This window comes from Marisediminicola antarctica, assembly GCF_009930795.1.
GTDB classification, from domain to species: domain Bacteria; phylum Actinomycetota; class Actinomycetes; order Actinomycetales; family Microbacteriaceae; genus Marisediminicola; species Marisediminicola antarctica.
Genome location: NZ_CP017146.1, coordinates 1,351,330 through 1,377,469 on the forward strand (window position 1 = coordinate 1,351,330; position 26,140 = coordinate 1,377,469).

Genomic DNA, 26,140 nt, shown 5'->3' on the forward strand with positions numbered 1-26,140 from the left:
GTCAGCCAGGCTCGCACCCGGGCCGGCGGGCAGCGTCCCCGCACGCTGAGCGTACGGTCCGGCTCGCTGCGCGTACGGCCCGGCTCGCCAGCCTCACGGCCCGTTTGCGGTGCGCGAGTAGGATATTCAGCGCACGCGAATGAGGCGCCTTGAGCGTCGACCCCCACCATCCACGCATACAAAAGGAGATCACTGGTGTCAGCGATCGAGGTAGTACGAGCCCGCGAGATTCTCGACTCGAGGGGCAACCCGACTGTCGAAGTCGAGGTCATGCTCGAAGACGGAACCGTCTCGCGCGCTGCAGTGCCCTCCGGCGCGTCCACCGGCGCCTTCGAGGCGTACGAACTGCGCGACGGCGACAAGAAGCGCTACCTCGGCAAGGGCGTGCTCAAGGCCGTCGACGCCGTCAACGAGGAGATCTCGCTGCAGATCGAAGGCCTCGACGCCACCGACCAGCGTCTGATTGACGCCGAGCTCATCGAGCTCGACGGCACCGAGAACAAGGGCCGCCTCGGCGCCAACGCCATCCTCGGCGTCTCGCTCGCCGTCGCCAAGGCCGCGGCCGACTCTTCCGACCTGCCGCTGTTCCGCTACCTGGGCGGCCCGAACGCGCACACCCTGCCGGTGCCGATGCTCAACGTCATCAACGGCGGATCGCACGCCGACAGCAACGTCGACATCCAGGAGTTCATGATCCTGCCGCTCGGCGCCGCGACCTTCTCCGAGGGACTGCGCTGGGGCGTCGAGACGTACCACGCGCTCAAGAGCATCCTGCATGCCAAGGGCCTCAGCACGGGCCTCGGCGACGAGGGTGGCTTCGCCCCCAACCTCGACAGCAACCGTGCCGCGCTCGACTTGCTCATGGAGGCCATCGCGTCGGCCGGGTTCACCCCGGGCACGGACATCGCGCTGGGACTGGATGTCGCCGCGACCGAGTTCTTCGACGACGACGCCTACCTGTTCGAGGGCAAGAAGATCTCCGCCGGCGACCTCGGCTCGTACTACGCCGAGCTCGTTGACGCGTACCCGCTCGTCACGATCGAGGACCCGCTGTCCGAGGACGACTGGGAGGGCTGGGCCCAGCTGAACGCCCAGATCGGCGACAAGGTGCAGATCGTCGGCGACGACCTGTTCGTCACCAACCCGAAGCGCCTCGCCAAGGGCCTCGAGCTGAAGACCGCGAACTCGATCCTCGTCAAGGTGAACCAGATCGGCACGCTGACCGAGACGCTCGACGCGGTCACCCTCGCGCAGCGCAGCGGCTACACCGCCGTTCTCTCGCACCGCTCCGGCGAGACGGAGGACACCACGATTGCCGACCTCGCCGTCGCGACCGACAGCGGCCAGATCAAGACCGGCGCCCCCGCGCGGTCCGAGCGGGTTGCCAAGTACAACCAGCTGCTTCGCATCGAAGAGGAACTCGGCGACGCGGCGGTCTACGCCGGACGCAGCGCGTTCCCCCGCTTCACAGCCTGAGCGCGCTTAGTCTGTAAGGCATGACGAGTCGGCAACGCACCAAGAGAGTCTCTGTTGCGTTGCCGACCCTCGACACGGGTGCCGCGAGCTGGCTCCGCAGCATCCGCCTGTCCGGGTTCACCATCGCGGCGCTGACCCTTATTGTGCTCACCGTTGTCGTGCTCGCGCCGAGCCTGCGGATTCTCGTCGAGCAGCGGCAGGAGATCGCGGCCCTCACGGCCGACGTCGCCGAGCAGCAGGAGGCCGTCGACGAACTCGAAGGTCAGCGGGCGCGCTGGGACGACCCCAGCTACATCCAGTCGCTCGCGCGGGAGCGCCTCGACTACGTGTATCCCGGCGAGTTCAGCTTTCTCGTCATCGACGATGGAATGACCGTCACCGCGCCCGACGGCCTGCCGATCAGTGAGGAAATCCAGACGACCAAGGTCGACTGGATCGACTCGATGCTGTCGTCGGTGCTCACCGCGGGGCTCACGGATGCCCCGGCCGACGAGATCGTCGCGCCCCCGGTCGACGGAGGCGAGCAATGAGCACACCACCATTCGACCCGCCCACCGAAGACGACATCCGCATCGTCTCGCACCAGCTGGGCCGCCCGGCCCGCAACGTGATCGGCATCTCCGCGCGCTGCCGCTGCGGGGCGCCGACAGTCGTCGCGACTAAGCCCCGCCTCGGCGACGGCACCCCGTTCCCGACGCTCTACTACCTGTGCCACCCCGCAGCGACCGCCGCGATTTCGACGCTCGAGGCTACCCAGGTCATGGCCGAGCTCCAAGGGCTGCTCGCCGACGACCCGACGACTGCCGCGGCCTACACTGCTGCCCACCATGCCTACCTCGCCGACCGGGAGAGTGTCGAAGTCGTCGATGAGATCGCCGGCATCTCGGCCGGGGGGATGCCGACGCGGGTGAAGTGCCTGCACGCCCTCGCCGGCCACTCCCTCTCGGCCGGACCCGGCGTGAACCCGATCGGCGACCTCGCGCTCGAGCGGGCATCCTGGTCGCCGGACGTCTGCCAGTGCGTCGACTATTCGCCAGGTGGCGACGCCGCCCGCGATCGCGCCGACACGACGGCGAGCGCGCGGACCACCGAGTGAAGCGCTGGACCACCGCGGTCGCGGCCGTCGTCGTCGCGGCATCCGTTCTCGTCGTCGCGCAGCCGGCCGCCGCCGACGAGATCCGGGACCGCCAGTACTGGCTCTCCGAGTACGGCATCACCGGCGCCTGGCAGGCCACCCGCGGCGCCGGCGTCACGATCGCGGTGATCGACACCGGCATCGACGGCAGCCACCAAGACCTGCGCGGCGCCGTCGTCGGCGGGACGGATGTCTCCGGCATCGGCAGCCCGAACGGCCAGACCCCGGTCGGCGACGACAGCCGGCACGGCACCCTCGTCGCATCGGTGCTCGCCGGCCGCGGGCACGGCGACGGCGCCGGCGTGATCGGCGTCGCCCCGGCGGCATCCCTGCTCGCGGTGTCGGTCGGGTTCGGCGTCGGCACGAGAACGAGCGACGAGCAGATCGCGGATGCCGTGCGCTGGTCGGTCGACAACGGCGCCGACGTCATCAACATGTCGCTGACCCGAAACACGCTGGACTGGCCGCAGAGCTGGGACGATGCCTTCCTCTACGCGATGGAGAACGACGTGGTGGTGGTGGCGGCGGCCGGCAACCGGGGCAGCGGCACGGCCGTCGTCGGCGCCCCGGCGACGATGCCCGGCGTGCTCACGGTGGCCGGGGTCGACCGCTCGGCGCAGGCCAGCGACGACGCGTCCTCGCAGGGCATCACGATCTCGGTGTCCGCGCCGAGCGAGGCGCTGGTCGGCGCGGGAACCGGCGACACCTACTTCGAGTGGGCCGGCACGAGTGGCGCGGCGCCGCTGGTCGCCGGGCTCGTCGCGCTTGTGCGGTCCGCGCATCCGGAACTCGATGCCAACAACGTCATCAACAGGGTCATCCGCACCGCCACCCCTGTCGCGGGCGCGGTTCCCAGCCCGCTCTACGGGTACGGGCTCATCGACGCGCGCGCCGCGGTGTTCGACGAGGTCGCGCTCGTCGAGGCGAACCCGATGGGTGATCTCAGAGAATGGATCAGGCTGAACCGACGCGCGGAGGCCGCGCCGGAGCCGTCGGAGCCGCTGCCGAGCCCGAGTGCGAGCGCAGAACCGGCCCCTGCGCCTCCCCCCGCAGCACCGTCGAATCCGCTCGGCGGGGCACTGCCGACCGTCGAATCGCTCCGTGACGTTGGCATCCCGCTGCTCGTCGTCGGCGGCTTCGGATCGCTGCTGGTGCTTGCGCTGGTGCTCGCCGGTCGCCAGCTGAGGCGGTTGCGGCGCGAAAGCTGATCGGCCCACGGTGGTAGGTTAAGGGCCGTGCCAAAAATCCTTATTGTCGGCGGCGGATATGCCGGTTTTTATACTGCCCTCGGGCTCGAGAAGTGGCTGACCGCCGGTGAAGCGGATGTCGTGATCGTCGACCCGTTGCCGTACATGACCTACCAGCCCTTCCTGCCGGAGATCGCGTCCGGCTCTGTCGAAGACCGCCACGCGGTCGTCTCCTTGCGTCGCCACCTCTACAAGACCGAGGTCGTCACGGCCAAGGTCACCGCAATCAACCACACGGCGAAGACCGCGACGATCACACCCGCAATCGGCGAGCCCTGGGAGATGGACTACGACCAGATCGTCGTCACCGCCGGTGCTGTCTCCCGCACCTTCCCGATTCCCGGAGTGGCCGACGAGGCGATCGGGCTCAAGACAATCGAGGAGGCAATCGCGATCCGCGACCGCGTTCTCGGCAACTTCGACCGCGCCGCGAACCTTGCCGATGGGCCCGAGCGCGACCGTCTCCTCACCTTCACCGTCGTCGGCGGCGGTTTCGCCGGCATCGAGCTCTTCGGCGAGCTGCGCAGCTTCGCGACCTCGCTTCTGCGGTACTACCCGACCATCACGTTCGACGACACCCGCTTCCACCTCATCGAGGCAATGGGCCGCATCATGCCCGAGGTGTCGCTCAAGACCAGTCACTGGGTTCTCAAGAACCTCGCCCAGCGCGGCGCCGAGGTGCACCTCGACACCCAGCTGACCTCCGCCGTCGACGGACGCGTCGAGCTGTCTACCGGCGAGTCGTTCGAGTCGGACCTCATCATCTGGACCGCCGGAGTCATGGCCAACCCCGTGCTGCGCAACACCGACCTGCCCCTCGAGGAGCGCGGGCGCCTGCGCGTCGGCGCCGACCTCCGCGTCATCAACGACGACGGCGTGGTCGCCGACGTCTGGGGTGCCGGAGACGTGAGCGCCGTTCCCGACCTGACCGGCAACGGTGTGGGTGGCTACTGCGTTCCGAACGCCCAGCATGCCGTGCGCCAGGGAAAGCTCATGGCGAAGAACATCGTCGGTGTGCTCCGCGGCGACGCGCCGGCCGAGTACAAGCACGAGAACCTTGGCGCGGTCGCAACCCTTGGTCTCTACGTCGGTGTGTTCCAGTCCGGCAAGATCGCAATCACCGGATTCCCGGCGTGGGTCATGCACCGCGGCTACCACGGCCTCGCGATCCCCATGTGGGAGCGCAAGATCAGGGTATTCACGACGTGGATCCTCAACTTCCTCCTGCGCCGCGACATCGTGGCGCTCGAGGCCCGCGCGGCCCCACGCGCCGCGTTCGCCGAGGTCGCGTCACGCCCCAAGGTCTAGGCTCGACGGGTGCGCCTGTATGGGCGTGCCCCCGTAGCCCAATCGGCAGAGGCAGGCGACTTAAAATCGTTCCAGTGTGGGTTCAAGTCCCACCGGGGGTACCAGCATGACCACGTTCTTCGTGCCCGGGGCCGCGGATGCCGGGCTGCCGGATGCCGGGCTGCCGGATGCGAACGAGGCCGCCTACCGCCGCCTCGCGGGGCTGGCCGGCGCGGTTCCCGCCGCGCCCGGACGGCGGATCAGGCGGGTCGCATTCAAGGTCGGACGGGAGTCATGGACGGCCGAGGTCGGGCGAAAGATGGCGGGCACCCGCCCCGAGCATCGCCGGCGCAGGGGCGAGGTCACCACGACCACCGAGAGGCTCTCGGGGCACGCGACGGTACTCGCGATTTTCGAAGGGACACCATTCGTGATCGTCACCGACGAGGAGCAGGCGGCGTCCGCCCTGCCGGCATCCGAATCATCCCCATCGACCAACCCAATTCTGGTCGACAAGCCCTCTCGCATCGCCCACTTCGCCGACTGAACCCTGCCCGTTTCGCGGCGTCCGGCAGCGAACTGGCTCACAACGTGGCGCGCGGCTCGACGAATCGCACGAACAACCACATCGCGAGGCTGAGCGCCGCGAAGACTGCAGCGGTGGCAAGCCACGGCAGCAGGGCGCCAGTGAGGGCGGTCCCGTAGATGACGGTGGCGACGGTGCCGGCGACGAGGAGAACGGTGGTGACCCAGGCGGCGAGCGACCACTCGAGAATCACCCGGCCCGGCAGTGTTGCGATCGGGAGCACGAGCACGAGCGCCGACCCGAGGCCGGCGAGGCACACGGTGGCGAGTATCTCGCTGGTCAGGGAGCCCCAGAATCCCTGCACGGGCCCCAGAACGCCGTGTGCGAGCCAGCCCAGCACGCCGAGCACGAGGATTCCGCCGACGTGGATGAGGTTGACGATCGCGCGCGCACGCACGGGAGTGGCGGCGGCGAACACCGCGCCGATCAGGACACCGGCGACCAGGGGCGGGTCCATCCCGGTCCAGCGCGACGCCAGCGACGCGAGCGCCGCCGCCAGCAGCAGGAGGGGAACGAAGCGCAGCCGCCTGCTCGTGCCCGCCCACCCCGAGCCGAGCCGCGTGACGATCGCGGTGCCCACGACGTTGAGGATCGCGAGCCCGATGCTGACCGCGAGGGCAAGGCGGAGGTAGCGCACCTCACCCTCGACTCCTCCCGTGAGCACGATGAGACCGGCCGCCGCGGCGACCGGAACCGCACCCGCGATCCACGGATTGATCGGCCTGGGGATGTCGGCGGCGGGATCGGCGCGGAGATTGCGCCCGGTGAGCTGCCCGCGAGGACGGCGCACCCTCCCGCGCAAAGCGGACGCGAGCAACCGTAGGGGCAGGGCGATGAGCGAGAGGAAAGCGAGGCTCAGGATGAGGGACGAGTACCAGGGTGCGCGCACCGAATCGGTGAAGGTGGTGAGGGTGCCACCGAACCCGCTCGGGGTTCCCCAGTTTGTCAGCGCCTCGTCGGGCGCCGGGGCGGACCAATCGCGAATGTCCGGCCGCGCGGGGAGCACCGGAGCCGGGCTGGCGTCATCGTCGGAGGGCTCCGGCTCCGGCTCCGGCTCCGGCGAGGGTGCGGGGGCCGGGGTTTCGGATGGCGCCGCCGGGGTGGGCGGGGGAGCGCCAGCGTCGCGAGGGCCGAAGTAGACCCGGATCTGCTCGCTGGGGGCCGCGAAATTGCCGGCGGCGTCCCTCTGCAGCGTCTGCAGCAGGTGCGGCCCCGTGCCGTGGTCGCCAATGTCGCAGGCCCACTTACTTTTCATGACCGCGGCGGTGCAGGCGGGGATGTTGTCGACGTAGACGTCGACGGTCGAACCGCTCTCGCCGGTACCGGAGACGACGATCCGCGGCCCGACGATCCTGCCCTCGCTGCGCGGTGAGGTGATGACTGCAGCCGCTGGGGCATCGCGGTCCACCGTCACCCGGCGCACGTCGGAGTAGCCCGAGAACGACCCGCCCCCGATCGACGAGTCGGACTGTTGGGAACGCACGAAATACGGTCCCCCGGTCGGCGCGGAGACGTTGCACGACCAGTAGGTGCTCGACGACACCGGCACCGACGAGCAGTTCGGATCGACCACACCGTCGATCGACACCGTCACGCGCGATCCCGGATGTCCATTTCCCGACACCAGCCCCGTGGTCAGGTAGCTGGCGCTTCCGTCCATCCCGGGAGGTGCGAGCACATCCACTGTCGTCGTCCCCGGCGCGACCGCGCCCTCCGCAGATTTCTCGGTCGCGGTGAGAGAGATTCCCGACCCGTTCGGCAGGCGCTGCAGCCCGGCGCACGACCAGTCCTCGGCATCCGCGCCCTCCACCGCGCAGATCGTCGCTCCGGTTTCGGTGAGGGTGACCTCGATGCTGCTGCCCGGCTGGCGGGTGCCAGACACGGCGACCAAGCCCGTGGGCGAGAATTCGCCGGGCGAGGTCGTGACGGCGGTCGCGGTAGGAACCGCCGGGGACGACCTCGGAGCGGCCGATGCGCTGGGGTCTGGCGTCGGGGTCTCGAACGCGGCGTTGGCCGGTGCGCCCGTCGCCATCAGCACTGTAAGGGCCAGGAACGCAATAGCTGTTGCGCGGGCTGTTCTGCGGTGCGCCCGGTCGGGGGTCCTGGCTGTGCTGCGCGACGCCCGCCGGGGAGAATCTGGGGAAAGTGATTGCACCGTGATCCCATTTAGCTGGCTCCCGGAACGAGAGTCAAACCTTTCCCCGGCACGTTGTGCAATGGTTACCGCGGCCGGGTGGGACGCGGGACGGTAGATTCAGCACATGCGCCACGTTGTCCAGGATCGGCCGCTGCCGGTCTGCGCAGCGACTCGCCGTTCCGGTACCGGAAACCTCCGGGACGGGCGCGCATGACCCTCAATCTCGCCCGTCCCCCGGGGGCGCCGTGGCTCGACGCCGCAGGCTACTGGGCCGGATTGGACCGGGCAACCGCCGAGCTCGACCCGCCGTTCGGGGTGCTGTCGCTGGAGGCGCTCGCCTGGAACGCCCATTCCCTTCTCGACCGGGCTGCGGGCACGTCAATTCGCCTGGCGACCAAGTCGATTCGCGTTCGAGCGGTCATCGATGCTGTGCTCGCGCTGCCCGGCTTCTCCGGCGTGCTCGCCTACACGCTGCCGGAGGCGCTCTGGCTCGCGAAGGAGATCACCAATGTCGTCGTCGGCTACCCGACAACGCACCGCGCCGCGATCCGCGCGCTCGCCCGCTCACCTCTCCTCGCCGGACGGGTGACACTCATGGTCGACGCGGTGGAGCAACTGGACCTCATCGACGCGGTCATCCCACCTACCGAACGCGAGAGCATCCGCCTCTGCCTCGAGCTGGATGCCTCGTGGAACGCGCCCCTGGTCGGACACTTCGGCGCGTGGCGCTCGCCGGTGCACACCCCCGCGGCGGCGCGGGCGCTCGCGGAGGTGGTGCAGGCGCGCCCCGGATTCTCTCTCGTCGGGCTTATGGCCTACGAGAGTCAGATTGCCGGCCTCGTCGACGACGCCCCAGGGCGCGCCGTGTTCTCGGCGCTCGTGCGCCGAGCCAAGCTGGCCTCGATTCCGGAACTCGCGGAGCGTCGCGCTCTCGCCGTCGCCGCAGTGCGCGAGGTGGCCGACCTCGAGTTCGTCAACGGCGGAGGCACAGGCTCGATCGAGTCGACCGCCGCGGAGGCGGCCGTCACTGAGATCGCGGCGGGCAGCGGGCTGGTCGGCCCGCACCTGTTCGACCACTACCGCGGCTTCCGGCCGGCCCCCGCGGTCGGCTTCGCGCTCGGCATCGTGCGCAAGCCGAGGGACGACATCGCTGGCGCGATCGGCGGAGGGTGGATCGCGTCCGGTGTGACGGGCGCCGACCGCTCCCCGATTCCGGTCTGGCCACCCGGGCTGCGACTGATGCCCCGCGAGGGTGCCGGGGAGGTGCAGACCCCGTTCACCGGCCCGGGTGCGCGTGGCCTCGGCATCGGCGACCGGGTCTTCCTGCGGCACGCAAAGGCGGGGGAGCTCTCCGAACACCTCAGCGAGATCGCCGTCGTCTCGGGCGGCCGGATCGACGCGCTCGTGCCGACATACCGCGGCGAGGGCCGGGCGTTCCTGTGAGCACGGGTATCTGGCAGAACTGGGGCAGGAGCGTGCGCGTGCGCCCGCAATCGGTCGCCCGCCCGGTCAGCGTCGACGAGGTCGCCCAGGTCGTCCGCGAGGCGGCCACCCGCGGCATCCGGGTCAAGGCGATCGGCTCCGGGCACAGCTTCACCGGGATCGCGATCGCGACCGGCATCCAGCTCGACCTCTCGGGCCTCACGGGGCTCATCCGCCTCGATCCGGCAACATCGCGGGCCACCTTCGCCGCCGGCACCACCCTGCACGACGCCGGCCAGCTGCTCGAGGCCAACGGGCTCGCCTTCGAGAACCTCGGCGACATCGACTCGCAAACGATCAGCGGCGCGATCTCGACGGGGACCCATGGCACCGGGGTGCGCTTCGGCGGCATCGCGACCCGCGTCGTCGGCCTCACGATGGTGACCGCGGATGCTGCGGTGCTGCGGATCGGCGACACCGGGGCCGGCCCAATCGAGCACGCCGATTTGCTGCCCGCGGCCGCGATCGGGCTCGGCGCCCTCGGCGTCATCGTCGATGTGACGCTGCAGTGTGTGCCCGCCTTCCTCCTGCACTCGGTCGAGCGGCCGGAGCGCCTCGGCGCCGTGCTCGCAGACTTTGAGGCGAGGTCGGCGGCGGTCGACCATTTCGAGTTCTTCTGGTTCCCGCATACCGAGATCGTGCTGACCAAGACGAACACCCGGCTGCCGGGAACCGCGCCGCGGCGGCGGCTGTCGCCCGCGCGCGCCTGGTTCGACGACCGCTTCATGGCCAACTCGATCTTCTCTCTGACCTGCGGTCTTGCGCGGCTCGTGCCCGCGCTCACCCCCGCCATCAACCGACTCGCCACGACGCTCACCGGAGACCGGGAGTTCACCGAGTGGTCGACGGGAGTGTTCGCGACGCCGCGCACGGTGCGTTTCCGCGAACTGGAATATGCGATCCCGCTCGAGGCGGTGCCGCAGGCGCTGCGTGAGATTCGCAGCCTCATTGAGGACCGCGGCTGGAGGATCTCCTTCCCTGTCGAGGTGCGGGCGGCCGCCGCCGATGACCTGTGGCTTTCTCCCGCGACCGGCAGGGCAAGCGGATATATCGCCGTGCACCGCCACTACCGCGAGGACCCGCTCGAGTACTTCCGGGCGGTCGAGCAGATCCTCATCGCCCAGGGCGGGAGGCCGCACTGGGGCAAGGTGCACTTTCAGGGCGCCGCGGCGCTCGCCGAGGCGTACCCTCGACACGCGGAGTTCGTCGCACTGCGCGACAGGCTCGACCCCGACCGCCTCTTCAGCAACGCCTACCTCGAGAAGGTGCTCGGCCCATGAATTCGAAGAAAACCGAGAGTCCCTGGCTGCACGACGTGCCCGGGCTCGCCGCGCTCGCGCCCAGCGGCCTCAGCATCGGCGTCGCGACGTCGGCGATGCAGGTCGAGGGTGCCGTGCGCGACGAGGGTCGCGAACCGTCGACCTGGGACACCTTCATGGGCCAATCCGGCCGCATTGTCGACGACAGCACCGCGGCGGTCGCCGCCGACGCCTACCACCGCACGAGCGACGACGTGCGGATGCTGCGCGAGCTCGGCGTCGACTCCTACCGGTTCTCGCTCGGCTGGCCCCGGCTGCAGCCGAACGGCCGGGGCGGCGCCAACCGCGCCGCCGTCGCGTTCTACGACCGTCTGATCGACGAGCTGCTCGCCGCCGGCATCCGTCCGATGGTCACGCTGCACCACTGGGACCTGCCCGAGCCGCTGCAGCACGCCGGCGGGTGGCTCAATCGAGATACCGCGTACCGGCTCGCCGACTACGCCTACCTCGCTGGCGAGTCCTTCGGCGATCGGGTCGACTCGTGGGTCACGATCAACGAACCCGCCACCGTGATGCTGGGCGGCTACGCCCTCGGTGTGCACGCGCCGGGCGCCACCCTGCTGTTCGACGCCCTGCCGACCGCGCACCACCAGCTTCTCGGCCACGGCCTCGCCGTCGAGGCGTTGCGGGCCGCCGACGTGCGCGGCCGCATCGGCATCGCGAACACCCACTCGCCGGTCGAGCCGGCATCCGACAAGCACGACGACGTTCTCCAGGCCGAGCTGTTCGACACGATCCACAACAGGCTGTTCTCTGACCCGCTGCTGCTCGGACGGTTTCCCGAGCTGCCGGAGGAGCTGCGCCATCTCACCTCGGCGTTCGACGAGATCCAGCCGAGCGACCTCGCGGCGATCTCCCGGCCCATCGACTTCTACGGGCTGAGCTATCACGCGCCGACGCGCATCCGGTCGGGCGGGCCGGGCCACTTCCCCTTCTCGTTCGTGCCGTGGCCGGAGTTTTCGACGACCGGCTCCGGCCTGCCGAACGCGCCGGAGTTCCTTCGCGTCGCGCTGCGGGAGCTCGCGCACCGCTACGGCGACGCCCTGCCGCCAGTCGTGCTGACCGTGGGCGCGAGCTACCCCGATGTGGTGCAGCGCGACGGCTCGATCGACGACGAGGCCAGGTGCGCGCATCTCGCGGAACACCTGGCGGTCGCATTCGCCGGGGCTCCCGGAGTCGACCTGCAGGGCTACGTCGTGTCGTCGCTGCTCGACGGCTGGGAGTGGGAGGCAGGGTTCACGCAGCCATTCGGCCTCGTGCACGTGCACGCCGACACACAGGACCGCACGCCCAAGCGCAGCTACCGCTTTCTGCAGGAGCTGCTCGGCAACCGCTGACGCGGGCGGATGCCGGGCGGGCGGATGCTGGCGGGCGGCTGCCGGGTGCGGCGCTACTGTGAGAGGGCAGTGTGACCGATCGACCGTGAGACCCGAAGGCGGCTGAAGTGACCCCAGACCCCGCGATCACCGACGGAGTGCTGCTCGGCGCCCGCATCCTCAACTCGGGCGAGGGACCCATCCGCTCGCCGCACTACCTGCCCGTCGAGCCCGGCAGCTACCTCTGGGGCCGGCTGCCCTGCGCCGCCGACAGGCCCGTGCTCACCATCGACTCCGGCGCCGAGGTGACGATCGACACCCTCAGCCACGAGGGCATCCTCGAGGACCAGGGCCGCGACCCGGCCGCGTTCTTCACCGGGCACGGCGTCGACCGGGATGGTGTTCTCGACGACGCGGTGGCGGTCGCGGCCTCCGACCATCGCCGCAATGCCGGACCGACGAGCCAGGCCGACAGCGACGGACCGCACGTTGTCAGCGGACCGATCGCGGTGCGCGGCGCCCGGCCGGGCGACCTGCTCAAGATCACGGTGCTGGGCGTGCAGCCGCGGGTGCCGTACGGCATCATCTCGAACCGCCACGCCCGCGGCGCGCTGCCGGGAGAATACCCGGCCGGTGATGGCACGGTGAGCGTTTTCGCCTCTGTCGACGACGACGGGCTCGGCAGCCTGCCTCTGCGCGAGGGCGGCGGGCCGCGAGTGCGGTTTCCGCTCAACCCGTTCCTCGGCATCATGGGCGTCGCGATCGCCGGGAACACGCGCCCGCATTCTGTGCCGCCGGGCCCACACGGCGGCAACCTCGACATCAACCTGCTCACCGCGGGATCGGCGCTGTACCTGCCTGTGCAGGTCGACGGCGCGCTCGCGTATGTCGGCGACCCGCACTTCGCCCAGGGTGACGGCGAGGTCGCGCTGACCGCGATGGAGGCGTCGCTGCGCGCCGACCTGCGGTTCGAGGTCGTGACCCGTGCCGAAGCCCTCGAGTCATTCGGCGAACTTGTCGGTCCGCTCGTCGAGACGACCGAGTTCCTTGTGCCGACCGGCATGGACGACGACCTCGACGAAGCGGTGCGCCAGTGTGTGCGGGCGGCGATCGCCCTGCTGCAGGCCCGGTACGGCATGGAGGCACACCTCGCCTACGCGTACCTCAGCGCGGCGACCGACTTCAACATCTCGCAGGTGGTGGATGTCGTCAAGGGCGTCCACGCGCGGATCAGGGTGAGTGATTTCGGTGGTTGAGAGCGACGGTTCGACGGGCGCGCCCGGCATCCACCCTCCAGACGGGCTGCTCGACGCGGTCGACGCCTACGAGCATGCTCTCATGGCGAACGACCTCGAGGCCCTCGACGCATTTTTCGCCGAGGGCGACACCACGATGCGCGGGGATGCGGCGGGGCTGCTCGTCGGGCACGACCGGATCAGCCGATTCCGGCAGGGCCGGGGTGGCGCCCCTCGGCGCGAGATCACGTCGGTGGAGGTGCGCACCATCGACGACGATCACGCCCTCGTCGTCTCGGTGCTCGCCCCGCCCGCCGGCGGGCGCGGCCAGCAGACTCAGCTCTGGCGCCGCGGCGCGTCGGGCTGGGTCATCGACGCCGCCCACGTGAGCGGGCCCGCGCGTGCGATCGACCCGTCGGTGTGGCGGGGGGTCGGCACGCCGCCCGTCGTCGGCGAGCCCGGCGGCGCCCTCGTCGGCCGCCGCGTGGCGGTGAAGGACCTGTTCGATGTCGCCGGGCATGAGGTCGGAGCGGGCGTGCCGGCGTTTCTCGCCGAGTCTCCGCGAGCCACGGCCAGCGCGCCCGCGGTGGGCGCGCTCCTCGCGGCGGGCGCCGATGTGCAGGGGATCGCGCGCACCGACGAGTTCGCGTACAGCATCGCCGGCCGCAACCCGCACTACGGGACCCCGCCGAACCCCGCTGTGGTCGGCGGCATCCCGGGTGGATCGTCGAACGGTCCGGCATCCGCCGTCGCGCTCGGCCAGGCCGACATCGGCCTCGGTACCGACACCGGAGGCTCCATCCGGGTTCCGGCGTCGTACCAGGGCCTGTGGGGGCTGCGCACGACCCACGGCGCCGTCGACCGCAGCGGACTGCTGCCGCTCGCACCGTCGTTCGACACTGTCGGCTGGCTCACCCGCGACTCGGCCACGCTCGCGATGGCCGCCTCGGTGAGTCTTCCGATGGGGGATCCGGATGCCGTGCAGCTGAGGCGATTCGCGGTGTGCGACGCCGTGACCGCGCTCGCCGATGCCGACGTGCGGGCCGCCTTCGACGACGCGCTTGCCGGGCTGGGCGGTCTGCTCGACGATCTCGAACGGGTCGAGCTACCCGACGTCGATGTGCTGTTCGAGGCGTTCCGCACCGTGCAAGCAGCCGAGGCGTGGCGGGCGCACGGCGACTGGATCTCAGCGCACCCCGGCGCCCTCGGCGCGGACATCGCGGGGCGTTTCGCCTGGGCATCCGGCTTCGGCACCGACGAGGAGGAGGCAGCCCGGGCGGTCGTGCTCGCCGCCCGGGTCGAGATCGAGCGTGCGCTCGATCGACGCGTGCTGCTACTGCCCGCAGCATCCTCCGCAGCCCCGCAGGCGACGATGGGCGCGGCCGAGAACGAGGAGACCCGCGCTCGCACGCTCCGCCTCACCTGCATCGCCGGGATCGCTGGGATGCCCGCCCTGTCGGTGCCGCTGCTGCGTGTGGCGAAGGGGCCGGTGGGGCTGTGCCTGGTCGGTCCGCGCGGCAGCGACCTCCGACTCATCGAGGTCGGCGAGCGGATGACGCACCCGAGGGGGTAGGTGCCAGCGCTGCGCGAGTTGCCCACTCAAGTCCCTCCCGGGGTGCTGGAGGGGACACAGCTGGGCGACTCGCGGAGGATGGCGCTCAGCCAGTACGCAACCCAGCGCGAAACCCATCTGAAACAGATGTTGCGTATGCTCAGTGCACTGAAACAAATGCGTCAAAGTCCAGGGAGCGCCACCATCGCCAGCCAGCAGATCAACCCGCCCGCCCGACTGCTTATGGGTCCCGGCCCGATCAACGCCGACCCGCGGGTGCTGCGGGCGATGTCGGCGCAGCTCATTGGGCAGTACGACCCGGTGATGACGGCGTACATGAACGAAACGATGGCGCTCTACCGAGGCGTCTTCGACACTGAGAATGAGGCGACCCTCGTCGTCGACGGAACCTCCCGCGCGGGCATCGAGGCCGCCCTGGTCTCGCTCATCGAGCCTGGCGACCGGGTGCTCGTGCCGATCTTCGGCCGCTTCGGCCACCTGCTGCGCGAGATCGCCGAGCGCTGCGGTGCCGAGGTACACGTGATCGAGACCGAGTGGGGCACCGTCTTCACCCCCGAGCAGATCGAGGCCGCGATCACCGAGACGAGGCCCAAGCTGCTCGCCATCGTGCATGGCGACACCTCGACGACACTCGCTCAGCCACTCGACGAACTCGGCGAGATCTGCCGGCGGCACGGCGTGCTGTTCTACACCGACGTCACCGCCTCGCTCGCGGGCAACGAGTTCCACCTCGACGCGTGGGGGCTGGATGCCGTGACCGCCGGACTGCAAAAGTGCCTCGCCGGTCCCTCCGGCAGCGCCCCGATCAGTCTCTCGCCGCGCGCGGTCGAGGTGATCACCGCACGGAAGAGCATCGAGGCCGGCATTCGTTCCCCGGGGGATCCGGTCAGCCAGTCCCCGATCCGGTCGAACTACTTCGACCTCGCCATGGTTCTCGACTACTGGGGCGAGAAGCGCCTCAACCACCACACCGAGGCCACGAGCATGCTCTACTGCGCCCGGGAGTGCGCGAGGCTGCTGGTCGAGGAGGGCATGACGAACGCCGTCGAGCGGCACCGGGTGCACGGGACCGCAATGGTCGAGGGGCTCACGGGTCTCGGCCTCGTGCTCTTCGGCGACCAGGCCCACCGCATGAACAACGTCGTCGGGGTCGAGATCCCCGACGGCATCGACGGCGACGGGGCGCGCTCGACGATGCTCAACGACTTCGGAATCGAGATCGGCACGTCGTTCGGTCCCCTGCATGGCCGCATCTGGCGCATCGGAACGATGGGTTACAACGCCCGCCGCGACACCGTGCTCACGACCCTCGCCGCCCTCGAGCAGGTGCTCCGTGCGGGTGGCGCACGCGTCACTCCCGGAGGCGGCGTCGGGGCGGCACTCGAGGCCTATGCCGACCTCGCCACGGTCGCGGCCGGCGCAGGTTCGGCAGCTTCCCCCGGCGGCGGCGCATGACAATGCCCGTGCCAACAACCACCGAGGCCGCCCTCATCATGGAGCGCTGCGACGAGCTCGCGACGCTCTCCCGCTCGGCGGAACACCTCGAGCGCGTGCACCTCTCGCCCGAGCATGCCGCCGCCAACGCTGTGGTCGCCGGCTGGATGACCGAGGCTGGCCTGTCGAGTTGGCAGGATGCCGCCGGCAACCAATGCGGGCGCCTCGAGGGAGCCACGCCCGGCCTACCCGCGCTGCTGCTCGGCTCGCACATCGACACCGTGCCCGACGCCGGACGCTACGACGGCATGCTCGGCGTGCTTGTCGCGATCGCCGTCGCCGCCCGCATCGCCGGCTCCGGCCGGGCACTGCCGTTCGCCCTCGAGGTCGTCGCCTTCAGCGACGAGGAGGGCACGCGATTCGGCACGGCGCTGCTTGGCAGTCGCGCCCTTGCCGGCACCTGGGACGAGGCCTGGTGGGAACTGACGGATTCCCACGGCATCAGCCTCTTCGAGGCGTTCCAGGACTTCGGGCTCGACCCCGCACGCCTGCCCGGTGCCTTCCGCCGGCCGGAGCAGCTCGTCGGCTACCTCGAGGCGCACATCGAGCAGGGACGGGTGCTCGACGACACCGACCGCGCCCTCGCGGTCGTCACCTCCATCGCGGGAGCACGCCGGTTCTCGCTCGAGATGACCGGTATGGCCGGACACGCCGGCGGCACCCCGATCGAGCTCCGCCGCGACGCCCTCGTCGGTGCGAGCGAACTCGTCCTCGCCGTCGAGGCGCTGTCGAAGGCCCACGGCACGATTGGTACGGTCGGCCGGCTGGAGGCCTTCCCCGGCGGGGTCAATGTCATCCCCGGCCGGGTCGAGTTCAGCCTCGACCTGCGCGCCGAGACAGACGAGGCGCGGGACGGATGCTGGGAGCAGATCGAGCGGACCGCCGCCGAGATCTGCTCCCGTCGTGGACTGAGCTTCGAGGCGACCGAGATCTACCGGGCGGATGCCGTGAGATGCGGCCTCGGGCTGCGCCGGGCGATCGGCGCGGGCATCCGCTCCACCGGGGACGGCGACCCGCTCGCCTTCTACAGCCGCGCTGGGCACGACGGGGTGGCTGTGTCGGCCGTGACCGAGTTCGGCATGCTCTTCATCCGCTGCGCGGCCGGGGTGAGTCACCACCCCGACGAGTCGGTGCGCGAAGACGACGTTGCAGCCGCCCTCGACGCCTTCGAAGCGGCCGTGGTGGAAGTCGCCGCGCAGCACGTCGCCCTGCAGCACGCCGCCGCGGCTCCCGCCACACCGTGACCACCGTCCCGGCCCCCGGCATCGGCGAGCGGATCGACGCGAGCTACGCCGACCTCACCCCGCAGGAGAAGCGCGCGGCCGACTTCATCCTTGCCAACCTCGGCGACCTCGCCATCTACACGGCCACCGAGCTCGCGACCCACAGCGGCGTCTCGAAGGCGACCGTGTCGCGGTTCTTCCGCCGGCTCGGCTTCGAGAACGCGGGCGCTGTGCGCGAGCATGTGCGCGCCGCCCGCAGTACCGGGGCGCCGATCGCCGGCGGATCGGCATCCGGCCATCTCGAGCGCGAGCTCGCGAACCTCACGGCAACGCTTCGATGCCTCGACCTGGCCGAGCCCGCCCGGATCCTCGCCGAGGCCCGCTCGGTGCTCGTCGTCGGGTTCCGCAACAGCTATCCGGTGGCGCTGCACCTGCGCCAGCAACTCGCGCAGGCCCGACCCGGTGTCGCGCTCGCCCCTCAGCCTGGCCAGTCGCTTGGCGAGGAGCTCGCGAGCCTCGGCGGTGACGACGCCGTCGTGCTCGTCGGCTTCCGCCGGCGGCCGGAGTCGTTCGCCCGCGTCACGGCGGGCGTGCGGGAGAGCGGCGCGTCCCTCGTGCTGATCGGGGATGCCGGAGCACGCCGGCATGCGGCATCCGCCCACTTCATCGAGTGTCCGCTCGACACGGGCCTGCCTTTCGACAGCTACGCCACGGCAATGAGCGTCGTGAGCCTGCTCGCGGCGGCCGTGCTCGCCCGCACCGGTCGCGCCGGCCGGGAGCGGATCGCACGCATCGGTGCCCGCTACGCGGAGCTCGCGGAGATCGAAGCGCCCTGAGAGGCAGGTGGTCCGCCACCGAGTGCCAGGTGCCGCGAGTTGCCTGAATGGGTGGCCTCTGCGTGGGTGTGGGGGACATTGGTGGGCATTTCGCGGCGATGGGGGTGCGAGTTGCCTGAATGGGTGGCCTCTGGGTGGGTGTGGGGGACATTGGTGGGCATTTCGCGGCCTCGGTGCGGCGCACGGGTGCGCGATGCCGCCCGATTGCGGATGCGGGGCCCCGGTCGAGCATGATGGGGAGCCTGCTTCTGCAGCATCCGTCCCCGCCGAAAGTGACTCCGTGAGCTACACCGCACCCGATCCCTTCACGACACGCCCCGACCTCGCCGGCACCTTCGGCATGACGGCATCGACCCACTGGCTCGCGACGGCAGCCGCGCAGGCTGTGCTCGAGCGCGGGGGGAACGCCTTCGACGCCGCCGTCGCGGGGGCGTTCGTGCTGCACATCGTCGAGCCGCACCTCAACGGTCCCGGTGGCGACATGACCGGGGTGTTCGCCACAGCGGAGAACCCCTGCCGGCCCATCGTGCTCGTGGGCCAGGGGCCGGCCCCGTCGGCCGCGACGACCGAGCACTACCTCGCCGAGGGACTCGAACTGGTTCCCGGCTCCGGAGCGCTCGCAGCGGCGATCCCCGGGGCGGTGGACGCCTGGCTCCTGCTGCTGCGCGACCATGGCACCTGGGAGCTCGGGCCCGTGCTCGCGTTCGCGATCGACTACGCCCGCAACGGGCATCCGGTGCTCGCGGGAGTGTGCGCCACGATCTCGTCCGTCGCCGACCTGTTCGCGGAGCACTGGCCGTCGTCGGCGGACCGGTGGATGCCGCAGGGCCGGGCCCCAGTGCCCGGCGAGCTGATCGTGAATCAGGCCTGGGCGCGCACCCTCGACCGGATCCTCGCCGCAAGCGAGGACGGTGCCGGCATGGTGGCAGCGAGCGAGCAGGGCGCGACGAGCGCGAGCGCCGCAACCGCCCCCACCCGGGAGCACCGCATCGACGCGGCACGGATCGCCTGGTCCGAAGGTTTCGTCGCGCGGGAGATCATCGAGTTCATCCGCGAGCCGCACCGGCACTCGTCCGGCACCGACCACGCCGGGGTCATCGGCGCCGACGACCTCGCCGGCTTCCGTGCCGGCTACGAGCCCGCGACGACCGTCACGTTCCGTGGGCACACGATCGCCAAGACGGGGGCCTGGGGTCAGGGACCCGCGCTGTTGCAGGCGCTCATGATTCTCGACGGCTTCGACGACGATCACCTCGATCCGTCCACCGCGCTCGGCGCGCACACGATTCTCGAGACGATCAAGCTCGTCCTGGCCGACCGTGAGGCCTACTACGGCGACGCCGACGTTCCGCTCGACCGCCTGCTCTCGGCCGACTACGCGGAGGAGCGCCGCGCCCTCATCACGGAGCGCGCCTCGCACGAGGTGCGGCCAGGAACCCTGCCCGGCCACGAGCCCGCGTCACCGCCGCTGCGCACCGAGTACACCCCGCCGAATGCGATGGCGGGACACGTCGCCGCGGGCGTCGGTGAACCGACCGTCGCCCGCACCGGCACGACCCGCGGCGACACGTGCCACATCGACGTCGTCGACCGCGCGGGCAACATGGTCTCGGCGACGCCGTCAGGGGGCTGGCTGCAGTCCTCGCCGACGATCCCCGCGCTGGGATTCTGCCTCGGATCGCGGCTGCAGATGACCTGGCTCGAGCCCGGCTCACCGTCGACCCTGACGCCGGGGCGCCGCCCGCGCACCACGCTCACCCCGACCCTCGTGCTGATCGACGGCGAGCCGGTCTGCGCGCTCGGCTCACCCGGCGGCGACCAGCAGGACCAGTGGCAGCTCCTCTACCTGCTGCGCACGATCGTCGGTGGCTACTCGCCACAGCAGGCGATCGATGCCCCCGCGATGCACACGAACTCGTTCGCGTCGTCGTTCTGGCCGCGCGTCTGGGCGCCGGGGGAGTCGGTCGTCGAGGACCGACTCGGCGCCGACGTCATCGCCGAGCTCGAAGCGCGCGGGCACCGCATCGTCGTCGCCGGCGGTTGGAGCCTCGGCCGGCTGTCGTCTGTCTCCCGCGACCCGGCCACGGGAATCCTCTCCGCCGCCGCGAACCCGCGGGGCGCTCAGGGGTACGCCGCAGGGCGCTAGCGCAGGGAACGGATGCGCCGGGCGCGCTGTGGGTGTGCGACGGGCTCGCGCAGGCTGCGGTGGGCCTGCTCAGCCGGTCGGATGCTCGGGCCGGGCGTCCACGTCCATCCCGTCGCCGAGGTCGGAGCAGTCGACTATATCGGCGCCGTGCCGCTGAAGGTACGACCGCGCGCCCGAATCACCGGACAGGCCCGCGAGCAGCGCCGCCCAGTGCGCGCGGCCGATGACCACCGGATGCCCGGGGCGGCCGCCCCAGCTCGCCTGCCTCAGCGCGTCGACGCCGGGCGCGGGGCGCAGCATCCGCTCGACGGCGGCGAGGCCGAGCGTCGGGAGGTCGACGAGTGTGACGGTGGCGGACGCCGCATCCGTCCGCTCCGCCGCGCGAAGCCCCGCAGCGAGAGACGCCGACAGGCCGCGCTCCCACTGCGCGGCGACGACCACCGAGACGCGCGGATCGGTCGGCAACATCGCGCGGGCCTCGTCCGCCGCGGCGCCGAGCACGACGATCACCGGCGCGCATCCGGCATCGAGCAGCAGCGTCGTCGCGCGCTCCAGCCAGCCTCCGCGGTCGTCGACGACAAGCGCCTTCGGCAGGCCCATCCGCGTTCCCGCGCCGGCGGCGAGCAGGAGGCCGGCGGGCGATTTCGGGGTCGGGTTCGTGGGGGAGGTCACCAGTACAGTTATACCGATACGAGCGGCGAAGGGCCGCAGCGAGGGGGACTCATGCGAAAACTCAACGACGCCGAGCTGCGCGACGGGCTCACCGCGGCCCTCGCCGTGCGCCGCTGGGTCGACGAGGTCGCCTCACACGCCCCCTTCGCCGCCCTCGACGACATGCTCGACGCGGCTAGGACCGCGGCGCCGCTGCGACGGTCTGAAATCGACGAGGCCCTCGGACACCACCCGCGCATCGGCGAGAAGCCCTCCGGTGACGGCGCCGCGCAGCAGTTCTCGCGCGCTGAGCAGGCATCGGCCGATGCCGACGACAGCGCGCTCGCCGCGGCCATCGCCGATGGCAACCGGCGCTACGAGCAGCGCTTCGACAGAGTGTTTCTGATTCGCGCTGCCGGCCGCAGCCGGGCTGAGATCCTTGTCGAGCTCGAGCGCCGGATGCTGCTCGACGACCAGACCGAGCTCGCCATTGTCAGCGATCAGCTGCTCGAGATCGCGTTTTTGCGGCTGGAGCAGACGTTCGGGCCGATGTTCGGGCAGACCTTCGGGCAGACCTTCGGAGAAGAGCCGGTATGAGCCAGATCACCACCCATGTGCTCGACACCGCCGTCGGTCGGCCCGCCGCGGGTGTGCCGGTCACGCTCGAACACCGCGCGAGCGGCACCTGGACCCTCCTCGACCAGGCCTCGACGGATGCCGACGGCCGCGTCGGGCAGCTCGGCACCGAATCGCTCGAGCCCGGTGATTACCGCCTGAGCTTCGACACGGCGAGTTACTTCGCCGCGACCGGGCAGGCGGGATTCTTCCCAGAGGTGACCCTCGTATTCGCGGTCGTCGACGCGTCGCATCACCATGTGCCCCTGCTGCTGAGCCCGTTCGCGTTCAGCAGCTACCGCGGCAGCTAAGCCCGCTTGAGACCAGCCGCCACGGCGGGTGCTGAGCCGGCGCGAACCGCAGACTGACGGCGTCCGCTCGCTGGTAACGCAGGAGATTCGGCGCCACGCCGAGCTCTGCTGCCCGACCTGCGGGTGTGTTGCCGAATCTCCTCGGTTACGTCTGTCCTCCGCGGCCGGCAGAGTCGAATGCCCCGCGTCCGGCGCGCTCAGCATCCTCAGTACGCGGTGCGCTCCGCATCGTCGAGCCACGCGTCGAAAGGTCGTGCCGCCGTCTCGAGCCGCACCGCGTCGATCGCGGTCGGCCAGGTCGACCGGTCCCTGGCAAACAGCTCGTAGAACTCGAGGTCGTCGAAACCGCCGCGGGCCGCGTCGTGGCGGTCGGCCGCATACACAATGCGGTCCACGCGAGCCCAGAGCGACGCCGAGATACACAGCGGACACGGTTCGCACGACGTGTACAGGGTGGCGCCGGCGAGCGAAAAGTCGCCGATGGCCTGGCACGCCGCGCGGATCGCCATGACCTCGGCGTGCGCTGTCGGATCGAGGTCGCGCGTCACGCGGTTCTGGCCCGTCGCGAGCAGCGTGCCGTCGCGCACGATGAGCGCGCCGAACGGTCCGCCGCCCGCTGCGACATTCTCGATCGCGAGCTGGATGGTCTGGGCGAGCCAGTCCTTGTCGGTCGCAGTACTCATGCGAGACCCGCCCCGGGAGCCCACGCGCCGCCAGCATCCGAGGCGTCGTCCCGCGTGACCGTCGCCTGGATGAGACCGTACGGCCGGTCAGCGGCGACGAAAACCTCGCCGGGGTTGTCGAGGCCGAACGGGGCCAGGTCGACGACAAAGTGATGCTTGTTCGGTGCGGAGAACTGGATCTCGGCGATCTCCGGATGCTCCTGCAGAACGGCCTTGCCCATGTGCCACAGCGTCTGCTGCAGCGCGAGTGACTGCAGGGTCGCGAACTGGGTCACGATGATCTGCTTCACGCTCGAGTACACGTCGTCCCAGATGACCGCCTCCCAGTCCGGCTCGGCTGAGGAGAAGCGCCAGCGGGCGACGAGGGAGGTCGCGAGCACGCGGTCGCTCGTCGCGGCGAGCGTCGTGTACTCGTCGGTGAGGAAGTCGCGGAACTCCGACCCGGTCGACTTGAGCAGCACGAGATCCTTGAACCCGCCCACCACGTGTGCGACCTGCTCCTCGCCCTTGCCCTCGACCGTGACGGCGGCGGTGCGCACCTCTTCGCCGGCGCGGATCCAGGTGTGGTCATGCTCGACGCCGTTGACGACGGCCCGCCGCCACGCGTACTCCTCGACCTCAACGCGGGCTCCGGTCGCGGGAGCGGTGTGGTCGACGAAGTGGCGAGCGAGGGTGAGACCGAATCCCTCAATCGAGCGGATGCCAGCGGACTTCGCGAACGCGTAGGCGGTGTTCTTCTGGGTGTCGGTCGGAAGTACCTGGCTCTGGTCGCCGTAGAGGTGTGCCTCGGCGAAGCTCCCGCGCAAGCTCGTGCTCACATTGAGGTCGCGGATCTCGTGCCGCGCCTGGTCGCGGTAGATGCGCACAAGGCGGCTTTCGGCTTTGCCGTATTGATGTGATCCCAGAACGATGGCCATAAGCTGATTCTTACAGAGCCATGTGACCGGGGTGTTTCCTAAACTGGGCTGCCCGACAGATGCTCAGCCTTCCCGCTGCGACCAGCGGTACAGCAGAGATCAGCGGGACAGGAGCACTCCGCGCGGGACTGCGGTCGGCCCGAGGTCGACGACCTCGCCGCGCAACCAGGTCTCGCGCACGACCCCGGTCAGCTGGCGCCCCTCGTAGGCGCTGACCCGGTTGCGGTGGAAGAGGGCCTCCACGTCGACCGTGAACGACGCGTCTGGAGCGAAGGCCACGAGGTCGGCGTCAGCGCCGACCCGGATCCGGCCCTTTGCTGGCAGCCCGATGAGATCGGCGGGGGCCTGCGACATCCAGCCGAGCACGCGTTCGAGGGGGATGCCGCGGCGCCGCGCCTCGGTCCAGATCGCCGACAGCCCGAGCTGCAGTCCCGAGATGCCGCCCCACGCGAGGCCGAAGTCGCCGCCGTGTCCGAGCTTGAGCTCGCGGGTACTCGGCGAGTGGTCCGAGACGATGATGTCGATGACGCCGTCGAGCAGCCCCTGCCAGAGCAGATCGCGGTTGTGCTCGTCGCGGATCGGCGGGCAGCACTTGAACTGCGTCGCGCCGTCGGGGATCTGCTCGGCGGTGAAACACAAGTAGTGCGGGCAGGTCTCGACCGTGATGGGCAGTCCCTCGGCCTTGACGGCGGCGAGGCGTGGGAGGGCCGCCGCGGAGGAGAGGTGGAGGATGTGGGCGCGGGCGCCGGTGCGCCGCGCCCCGTCGATGACGCGGTCGATCGCGACAAGCTCGGCCTCGTTCGGCCGGGATGCGACGAAGTCGCCGTAGCCGGTGCCGCCCGCGTTCTCGTGCGCGTCGAGCACGCCGGGGTCCTCCGCGTGCACGATCAGCAGCGCGCCGAGCCCGGCGACCTCGGCCAGGGCGTCGTCGAGCTGCTCGGCGTCGAGGTGGGGGAACTCGTCGACGCCGGACGGCGCGAGGAAGCATTTGAAGCCGAAGACGCCGCGGTTGTGCAACTCGCCCAGGTGGCCCAGGCTCGTCGGCACCGCGCCGCCCCAAAAGCCGACGTCGACGACGGCCTTCCGTGCCGCGATCTCGCGCTTCACCTCGAGCGCGGCGGCATCCACTGTGGCGGGGATGCTGTTCAGCGGCATGTCGATAATCGTCGTGACCCCGCCGGCAGCCGCGGCGCGGGTCGCGCTCGCGAAGCCCTCCCAGTCGGTGCGGCCGGGCTCGTTGACGTGCACGTGGGTGTCGACGAGGCCGGGTAGGAGCACGGTGCCGGGGGAGAGGCGGATGCGTTCGCCCGATCCGGGGAGTCCGCCAGTTCCGATGGCGGCAATGATCCCGTCCAGGATGCCCAGCGACGCAGTCACAAAGACCCCGTCGATGAGCACAGCGTCGGCGGTAATGATCCGGTCGAACGTGTCCGACATGCAGGGCTCCGTTCTCGGTCGGTTCTATTCAAACAGACGGAGCGGGAGCCAGCCGCCGCGTGGCGACAGCGAGGAGACGCCGTGTCCGACAGCCGACGGAGTCCGGTTTCGCCCGGGGTTTCCGTGCCTGCAGCGGGCTCTTCGTGGTTGCACAGGTGCGATGTGGTCGTGATCGGGAGAGAATTGGCGGGCCCCCGGGCGCCCCCGCCGGACCCGCCATGATCAGTCAGGAGCTCCGCCCATGAATCCCAAGCACCCCCGTGGCGGAACCACCGGCACTGCGAACAGCGGCCAGGACGACGGAGCCGACGCGCGCAGCGCGTGGGATTCGCGCTACGCGGAGGCTGCTAAGTCCGATTCGAGCGTCTGGTCGCTCGAGCCCAACGCTTTCGTCGCCTCCGTCCTGGCCGGTTTCGCGCCCGGCTCCGCGATCGACCTCGCCTGCGGGGAGGGACGAAATGCGTTGTGGCTGGCCCAGCGCGGCTGGGAGGTGACGGCAGTCGACTTTTCGCGGGTGGCGGTCGAGACGGGCAGGGCGCGGGCCGACCGCCTGGGCCTCGAAGTCGACTGGATCGCGGCTGACGTCACCGACTGGTCATCGCCCGGACTCGTCGACCTCATCGTCATCGCGTATCTGCAGCTTCCCGCCGCCGAGCTCGCATCGGTCATCGCCTCCTGCGCTGGGTCGCTCGAGCCGGACGGGCTGATCGTGCTTGTCGCGCACGATCTCGACAACCTGGAGCGCGGAGTCGGGGGGCCGCAGAACCCGGCGGTGCTCACGAGCGTCGACTCCCTCCGGGAGGCCGCCGCTGACCTCGAGATCGAGCGCTGCGAGCAGGTGATGCGTCCGGTCGGAGACGCCCAGGCCATCGACACCGTGCTCGTCGCACGCCGGTCGTGAAAGCGCGGAGCCTGACTCGACGACGTCGGCGCGATGCTGCGACGCATCTATGACGTGCACGACGCGACCGACGACGAGTTGACCGGCACTCGTCTTCTCCGGCGCAATGGGCTAGCGTGACGCCGTGGAATGG

General features: G+C 70.6%; 23 protein-coding genes and 1 tRNA gene. 19 read left to right on the forward strand and 5 right to left on the reverse strand.

Features of this window, described 5'->3' with window-relative positions:
- Positions 1-195 precede the first annotated feature (195 nt).
- From eno to BHD05_RS06480, 7 genes are all read left to right on the forward strand, one after another.
- Positions 196-1,476: a phosphopyruvate hydratase gene (gene eno / locus BHD05_RS06450; RefSeq protein WP_161885699.1), complete on the forward strand. Its 1,281-nt coding sequence runs from the start codon at positions 196-198 to the stop codon at positions 1,474-1,476.
- 20 nt (positions 1,477-1,496) lie between these two features.
- Positions 1,497-2,006, forward strand: a complete 510-nt coding sequence (locus tag BHD05_RS06455) for an FtsB family cell division protein (protein ID WP_161885700.1) — start codon at positions 1,497-1,499, stop codon at positions 2,004-2,006.
- The gene (locus BHD05_RS06460) at positions 2,003-2,572 is read left to right on the forward strand and encodes a DUF501 domain-containing protein (RefSeq protein ID WP_161885701.1); all 570 of its coding nucleotides are present in this window, start codon (positions 2,003-2,005) and stop codon (positions 2,570-2,572) included. Before BHD05_RS06455 ends, BHD05_RS06460 begins: the two co-directional genes overlap by 4 nt.
- A complete protein-coding gene (locus tag BHD05_RS06465; protein WP_161885702.1) occupies positions 2,569-3,819 on the forward strand; it encodes a S8 family peptidase in 1,251 nt (416 codons plus the stop codon). Before BHD05_RS06460 ends, BHD05_RS06465 begins: the two co-directional genes overlap by 4 nt.
- Before the next feature lie 27 nt (positions 3,820-3,846).
- Positions 3,847-5,166 (forward strand): NAD(P)/FAD-dependent oxidoreductase, encoded by a 1,320-nt coding sequence (locus tag BHD05_RS06470; RefSeq protein ID WP_161885703.1) that lies wholly within the window; start codon positions 3,847-3,849, stop codon positions 5,164-5,166.
- 27 nt (positions 5,167-5,193) lie between these two features.
- Positions 5,194-5,270 (forward strand) — tRNA-Leu (locus tag BHD05_RS06475).
- A 2-nt stretch (positions 5,271-5,272) separates the two neighbouring features.
- Positions 5,273-5,692, forward strand: a complete 420-nt coding sequence (locus tag BHD05_RS06480; protein WP_161885704.1) for a hypothetical protein — start codon at positions 5,273-5,275, stop codon at positions 5,690-5,692.
- A 37-nt stretch (positions 5,693-5,729) separates the two neighbouring features.
- Here BHD05_RS06480 and BHD05_RS06485 read toward each other — a convergent pair whose 3' ends face one another.
- A complete protein-coding gene (locus BHD05_RS06485; protein ID WP_161885705.1) occupies positions 5,730-7,763 on the reverse strand; it encodes a hypothetical protein in 2,034 nt (677 codons plus the stop codon).
- 315 nt (positions 7,764-8,078) lie between these two features.
- Between BHD05_RS06485 and BHD05_RS06490 the strand changes: the two genes are divergently transcribed.
- The 9 genes from BHD05_RS06490 to BHD05_RS06530 all read left to right on the forward strand — a co-directional run bounded on the left by BHD05_RS06490 (position 8,079) and on the right by BHD05_RS06530 (position 20,492).
- Positions 8,079-9,311 (forward strand): amino acid deaminase/aldolase, encoded by a 1,233-nt coding sequence (locus BHD05_RS06490; protein WP_161885706.1) that lies wholly within the window; start codon positions 8,079-8,081, stop codon positions 9,309-9,311.
- Between the two features lie 8 nt (positions 9,312-9,319).
- On the forward strand, positions 9,320-10,630 hold the full coding sequence (locus BHD05_RS06495; RefSeq protein ID WP_161887394.1) for a D-arabinono-1,4-lactone oxidase: 1,311 nt from the start codon (positions 9,320-9,322) through the stop codon (positions 10,628-10,630).
- Positions 10,627-12,006: a glycoside hydrolase family 1 protein gene (locus BHD05_RS06500; protein ID WP_161885707.1), complete on the forward strand. Its 1,380-nt coding sequence runs from the start codon at positions 10,627-10,629 to the stop codon at positions 12,004-12,006. Before BHD05_RS06495 ends, BHD05_RS06500 begins: the two co-directional genes overlap by 4 nt.
- Before the next feature lie 107 nt (positions 12,007-12,113).
- Positions 12,114-13,241 carry an acetamidase/formamidase family protein gene (locus BHD05_RS06505; RefSeq protein ID WP_418763838.1) on the forward strand — a complete coding sequence of 376 codons (1,128 nt, stop codon included), beginning with the start codon at positions 12,114-12,116 and terminating at the stop codon, positions 13,239-13,241.
- The gene (locus tag BHD05_RS06510) at positions 13,225-14,793 is read left to right on the forward strand and encodes an AtzH-like domain-containing protein (RefSeq protein WP_236966683.1); all 1,569 of its coding nucleotides are present in this window, start codon (positions 13,225-13,227) and stop codon (positions 14,791-14,793) included. Before BHD05_RS06505 ends, BHD05_RS06510 begins: the two co-directional genes overlap by 17 nt.
- A 156-nt stretch (positions 14,794-14,949) precedes the next feature.
- Positions 14,950-16,248 carry a pyridoxal-phosphate-dependent aminotransferase family protein gene (locus BHD05_RS06515; RefSeq protein WP_236966684.1) on the forward strand — a complete coding sequence of 433 codons (1,299 nt, stop codon included), beginning with the start codon at positions 14,950-14,952 and terminating at the stop codon, positions 16,246-16,248.
- A 2-nt stretch (positions 16,249-16,250) separates the two neighbouring features.
- Positions 16,251-17,531, forward strand: coding sequence for an allantoate amidohydrolase (locus BHD05_RS06520; protein WP_202614306.1), 1,281 nt, complete (start codon positions 16,251-16,253; stop codon positions 17,529-17,531).
- Positions 17,528-18,346 (forward strand): MurR/RpiR family transcriptional regulator, encoded by an 819-nt coding sequence (locus BHD05_RS06525; RefSeq protein WP_161885709.1) that lies wholly within the window; start codon positions 17,528-17,530, stop codon positions 18,344-18,346. The genes BHD05_RS06520 and BHD05_RS06525 overlap by 4 nt, the downstream gene beginning before the upstream one ends.
- A gap of 340 nt (positions 18,347-18,686) precedes the next feature.
- Entirely contained in the window at positions 18,687-20,492 is a 1,806-nt protein-coding gene (locus BHD05_RS06530; protein ID WP_418763840.1) for a gamma-glutamyltransferase family protein, read from the forward strand.
- A gap of 69 nt (positions 20,493-20,561) precedes the next feature.
- Here the strand turns inward: BHD05_RS06530 and BHD05_RS06535 are convergent, their stop codons facing one another.
- Positions 20,562-21,164, reverse strand: coding sequence for a nucleotidyltransferase family protein (locus BHD05_RS06535; RefSeq protein ID WP_236966686.1), 603 nt, complete (start codon positions 21,162-21,164; stop codon positions 20,562-20,564).
- A 51-nt stretch (positions 21,165-21,215) separates the two neighbouring features.
- Here BHD05_RS06535 and BHD05_RS06540 point away from each other — a divergent pair, with 51 nt between their 5' ends.
- Both BHD05_RS06540 and uraH read left to right on the forward strand, forming a co-directional pair.
- Positions 21,216-21,740, forward strand: coding sequence for a 2-oxo-4-hydroxy-4-carboxy-5-ureidoimidazoline decarboxylase (locus BHD05_RS06540; RefSeq protein WP_161885711.1), 525 nt, complete (start codon positions 21,216-21,218; stop codon positions 21,738-21,740).
- Positions 21,737-22,069 (forward strand): hydroxyisourate hydrolase, encoded by a 333-nt coding sequence (gene uraH / locus BHD05_RS06545; RefSeq protein ID WP_161885712.1) that lies wholly within the window; start codon positions 21,737-21,739, stop codon positions 22,067-22,069. The genes BHD05_RS06540 and uraH overlap by 4 nt, the downstream gene beginning before the upstream one ends.
- 206 nt (positions 22,070-22,275) lie before the next feature.
- Here the strand turns inward: uraH and BHD05_RS06550 are convergent, their stop codons facing one another.
- The 3 genes from BHD05_RS06550 to allB all read right to left on the reverse strand — a co-directional run bounded on the left by BHD05_RS06550 (position 22,276) and on the right by allB (position 25,106).
- Positions 22,276-22,752, reverse strand: a complete 477-nt coding sequence (locus tag BHD05_RS06550) for a nucleoside deaminase (RefSeq protein WP_202614307.1) — start codon at positions 22,750-22,752, stop codon at positions 22,276-22,278.
- A complete protein-coding gene (pucL, locus tag BHD05_RS06555; RefSeq protein ID WP_161885714.1) occupies positions 22,749-23,669 on the reverse strand; it encodes a factor-independent urate hydroxylase in 921 nt (306 codons plus the stop codon). The genes BHD05_RS06550 and pucL overlap by 4 nt, the downstream gene beginning before the upstream one ends.
- 99 nt (positions 23,670-23,768) lie before the next feature.
- Positions 23,769-25,106: an allantoinase AllB gene (gene allB, locus BHD05_RS06560; RefSeq protein ID WP_161885715.1), complete on the reverse strand. Its 1,338-nt coding sequence runs from the start codon at positions 25,104-25,106 to the stop codon at positions 23,769-23,771.
- A gap of 241 nt (positions 25,107-25,347) precedes the next feature.
- Between allB and BHD05_RS06565 the strand changes: the two genes are divergently transcribed.
- Positions 25,348-26,007: a class I SAM-dependent methyltransferase gene (locus tag BHD05_RS06565; RefSeq protein ID WP_161885716.1), complete on the forward strand. Its 660-nt coding sequence runs from the start codon at positions 25,348-25,350 to the stop codon at positions 26,005-26,007.
- Positions 26,008-26,140 lie beyond the last annotated feature (133 nt).

Excerpts from the sequence above, each read along its gene's own strand:
- pucL (WP_161885714.1), bottom strand. The coding sequence starts at position 23,669 with ATGGCCATCGTTCTGGGATCACATCAATACGGCAAAGCCGAAAGCCGC.
- allB (WP_161885715.1), bottom strand. The coding sequence starts at position 25,106 with ATGTCGGACACGTTCGACCGGATCATTACCGCCGACGCTGTGCTCATC.
- BHD05_RS06455 (WP_161885700.1), top strand. The coding sequence starts at position 1,497 with ATGACGAGTCGGCAACGCACCAAGAGAGTCTCTGTTGCGTTGCCGACC.
- BHD05_RS06515 (WP_236966684.1), top strand. The coding sequence starts at position 14,950 with ATGCGTCAAAGTCCAGGGAGCGCCACCATCGCCAGCCAGCAGATCAAC.
- BHD05_RS06530 (WP_418763840.1), top strand. The coding sequence starts at position 18,687 with ATGACGGCATCGACCCACTGGCTCGCGACGGCAGCCGCGCAGGCTGTG.
- uraH (WP_161885712.1), top strand. The coding sequence starts at position 21,737 with ATGAGCCAGATCACCACCCATGTGCTCGACACCGCCGTCGGTCGGCCC.
- BHD05_RS06540 (WP_161885711.1), top strand. The coding sequence starts at position 21,216 with ATGCGAAAACTCAACGACGCCGAGCTGCGCGACGGGCTCACCGCGGCC.
- BHD05_RS06485 (WP_161885705.1), bottom strand. The coding sequence starts at position 7,763 with ATGGCGACGGGCGCACCGGCCAACGCCGCGTTCGAGACCCCGACGCCA.
- BHD05_RS06490 (WP_161885706.1), top strand. The coding sequence starts at position 8,079 with ATGACCCTCAATCTCGCCCGTCCCCCGGGGGCGCCGTGGCTCGACGCC.
- BHD05_RS06460 (WP_161885701.1), top strand. The coding sequence starts at position 2,003 with ATGAGCACACCACCATTCGACCCGCCCACCGAAGACGACATCCGCATC.
- BHD05_RS06500 (WP_161885707.1), top strand. The coding sequence starts at position 10,627 with ATGAATTCGAAGAAAACCGAGAGTCCCTGGCTGCACGACGTGCCCGGG.
- BHD05_RS06520 (WP_202614306.1), top strand. The coding sequence starts at position 16,251 with ATGCCCGTGCCAACAACCACCGAGGCCGCCCTCATCATGGAGCGCTGC.
- BHD05_RS06550 (WP_202614307.1), bottom strand. The coding sequence starts at position 22,752 with ATGAGTACTGCGACCGACAAGGACTGGCTCGCCCAGACCATCCAGCTC.
- BHD05_RS06480 (WP_161885704.1), top strand. The coding sequence starts at position 5,273 with ATGACCACGTTCTTCGTGCCCGGGGCCGCGGATGCCGGGCTGCCGGAT.
- BHD05_RS06565 (WP_161885716.1), top strand. The coding sequence starts at position 25,348 with ATGAATCCCAAGCACCCCCGTGGCGGAACCACCGGCACTGCGAACAGC.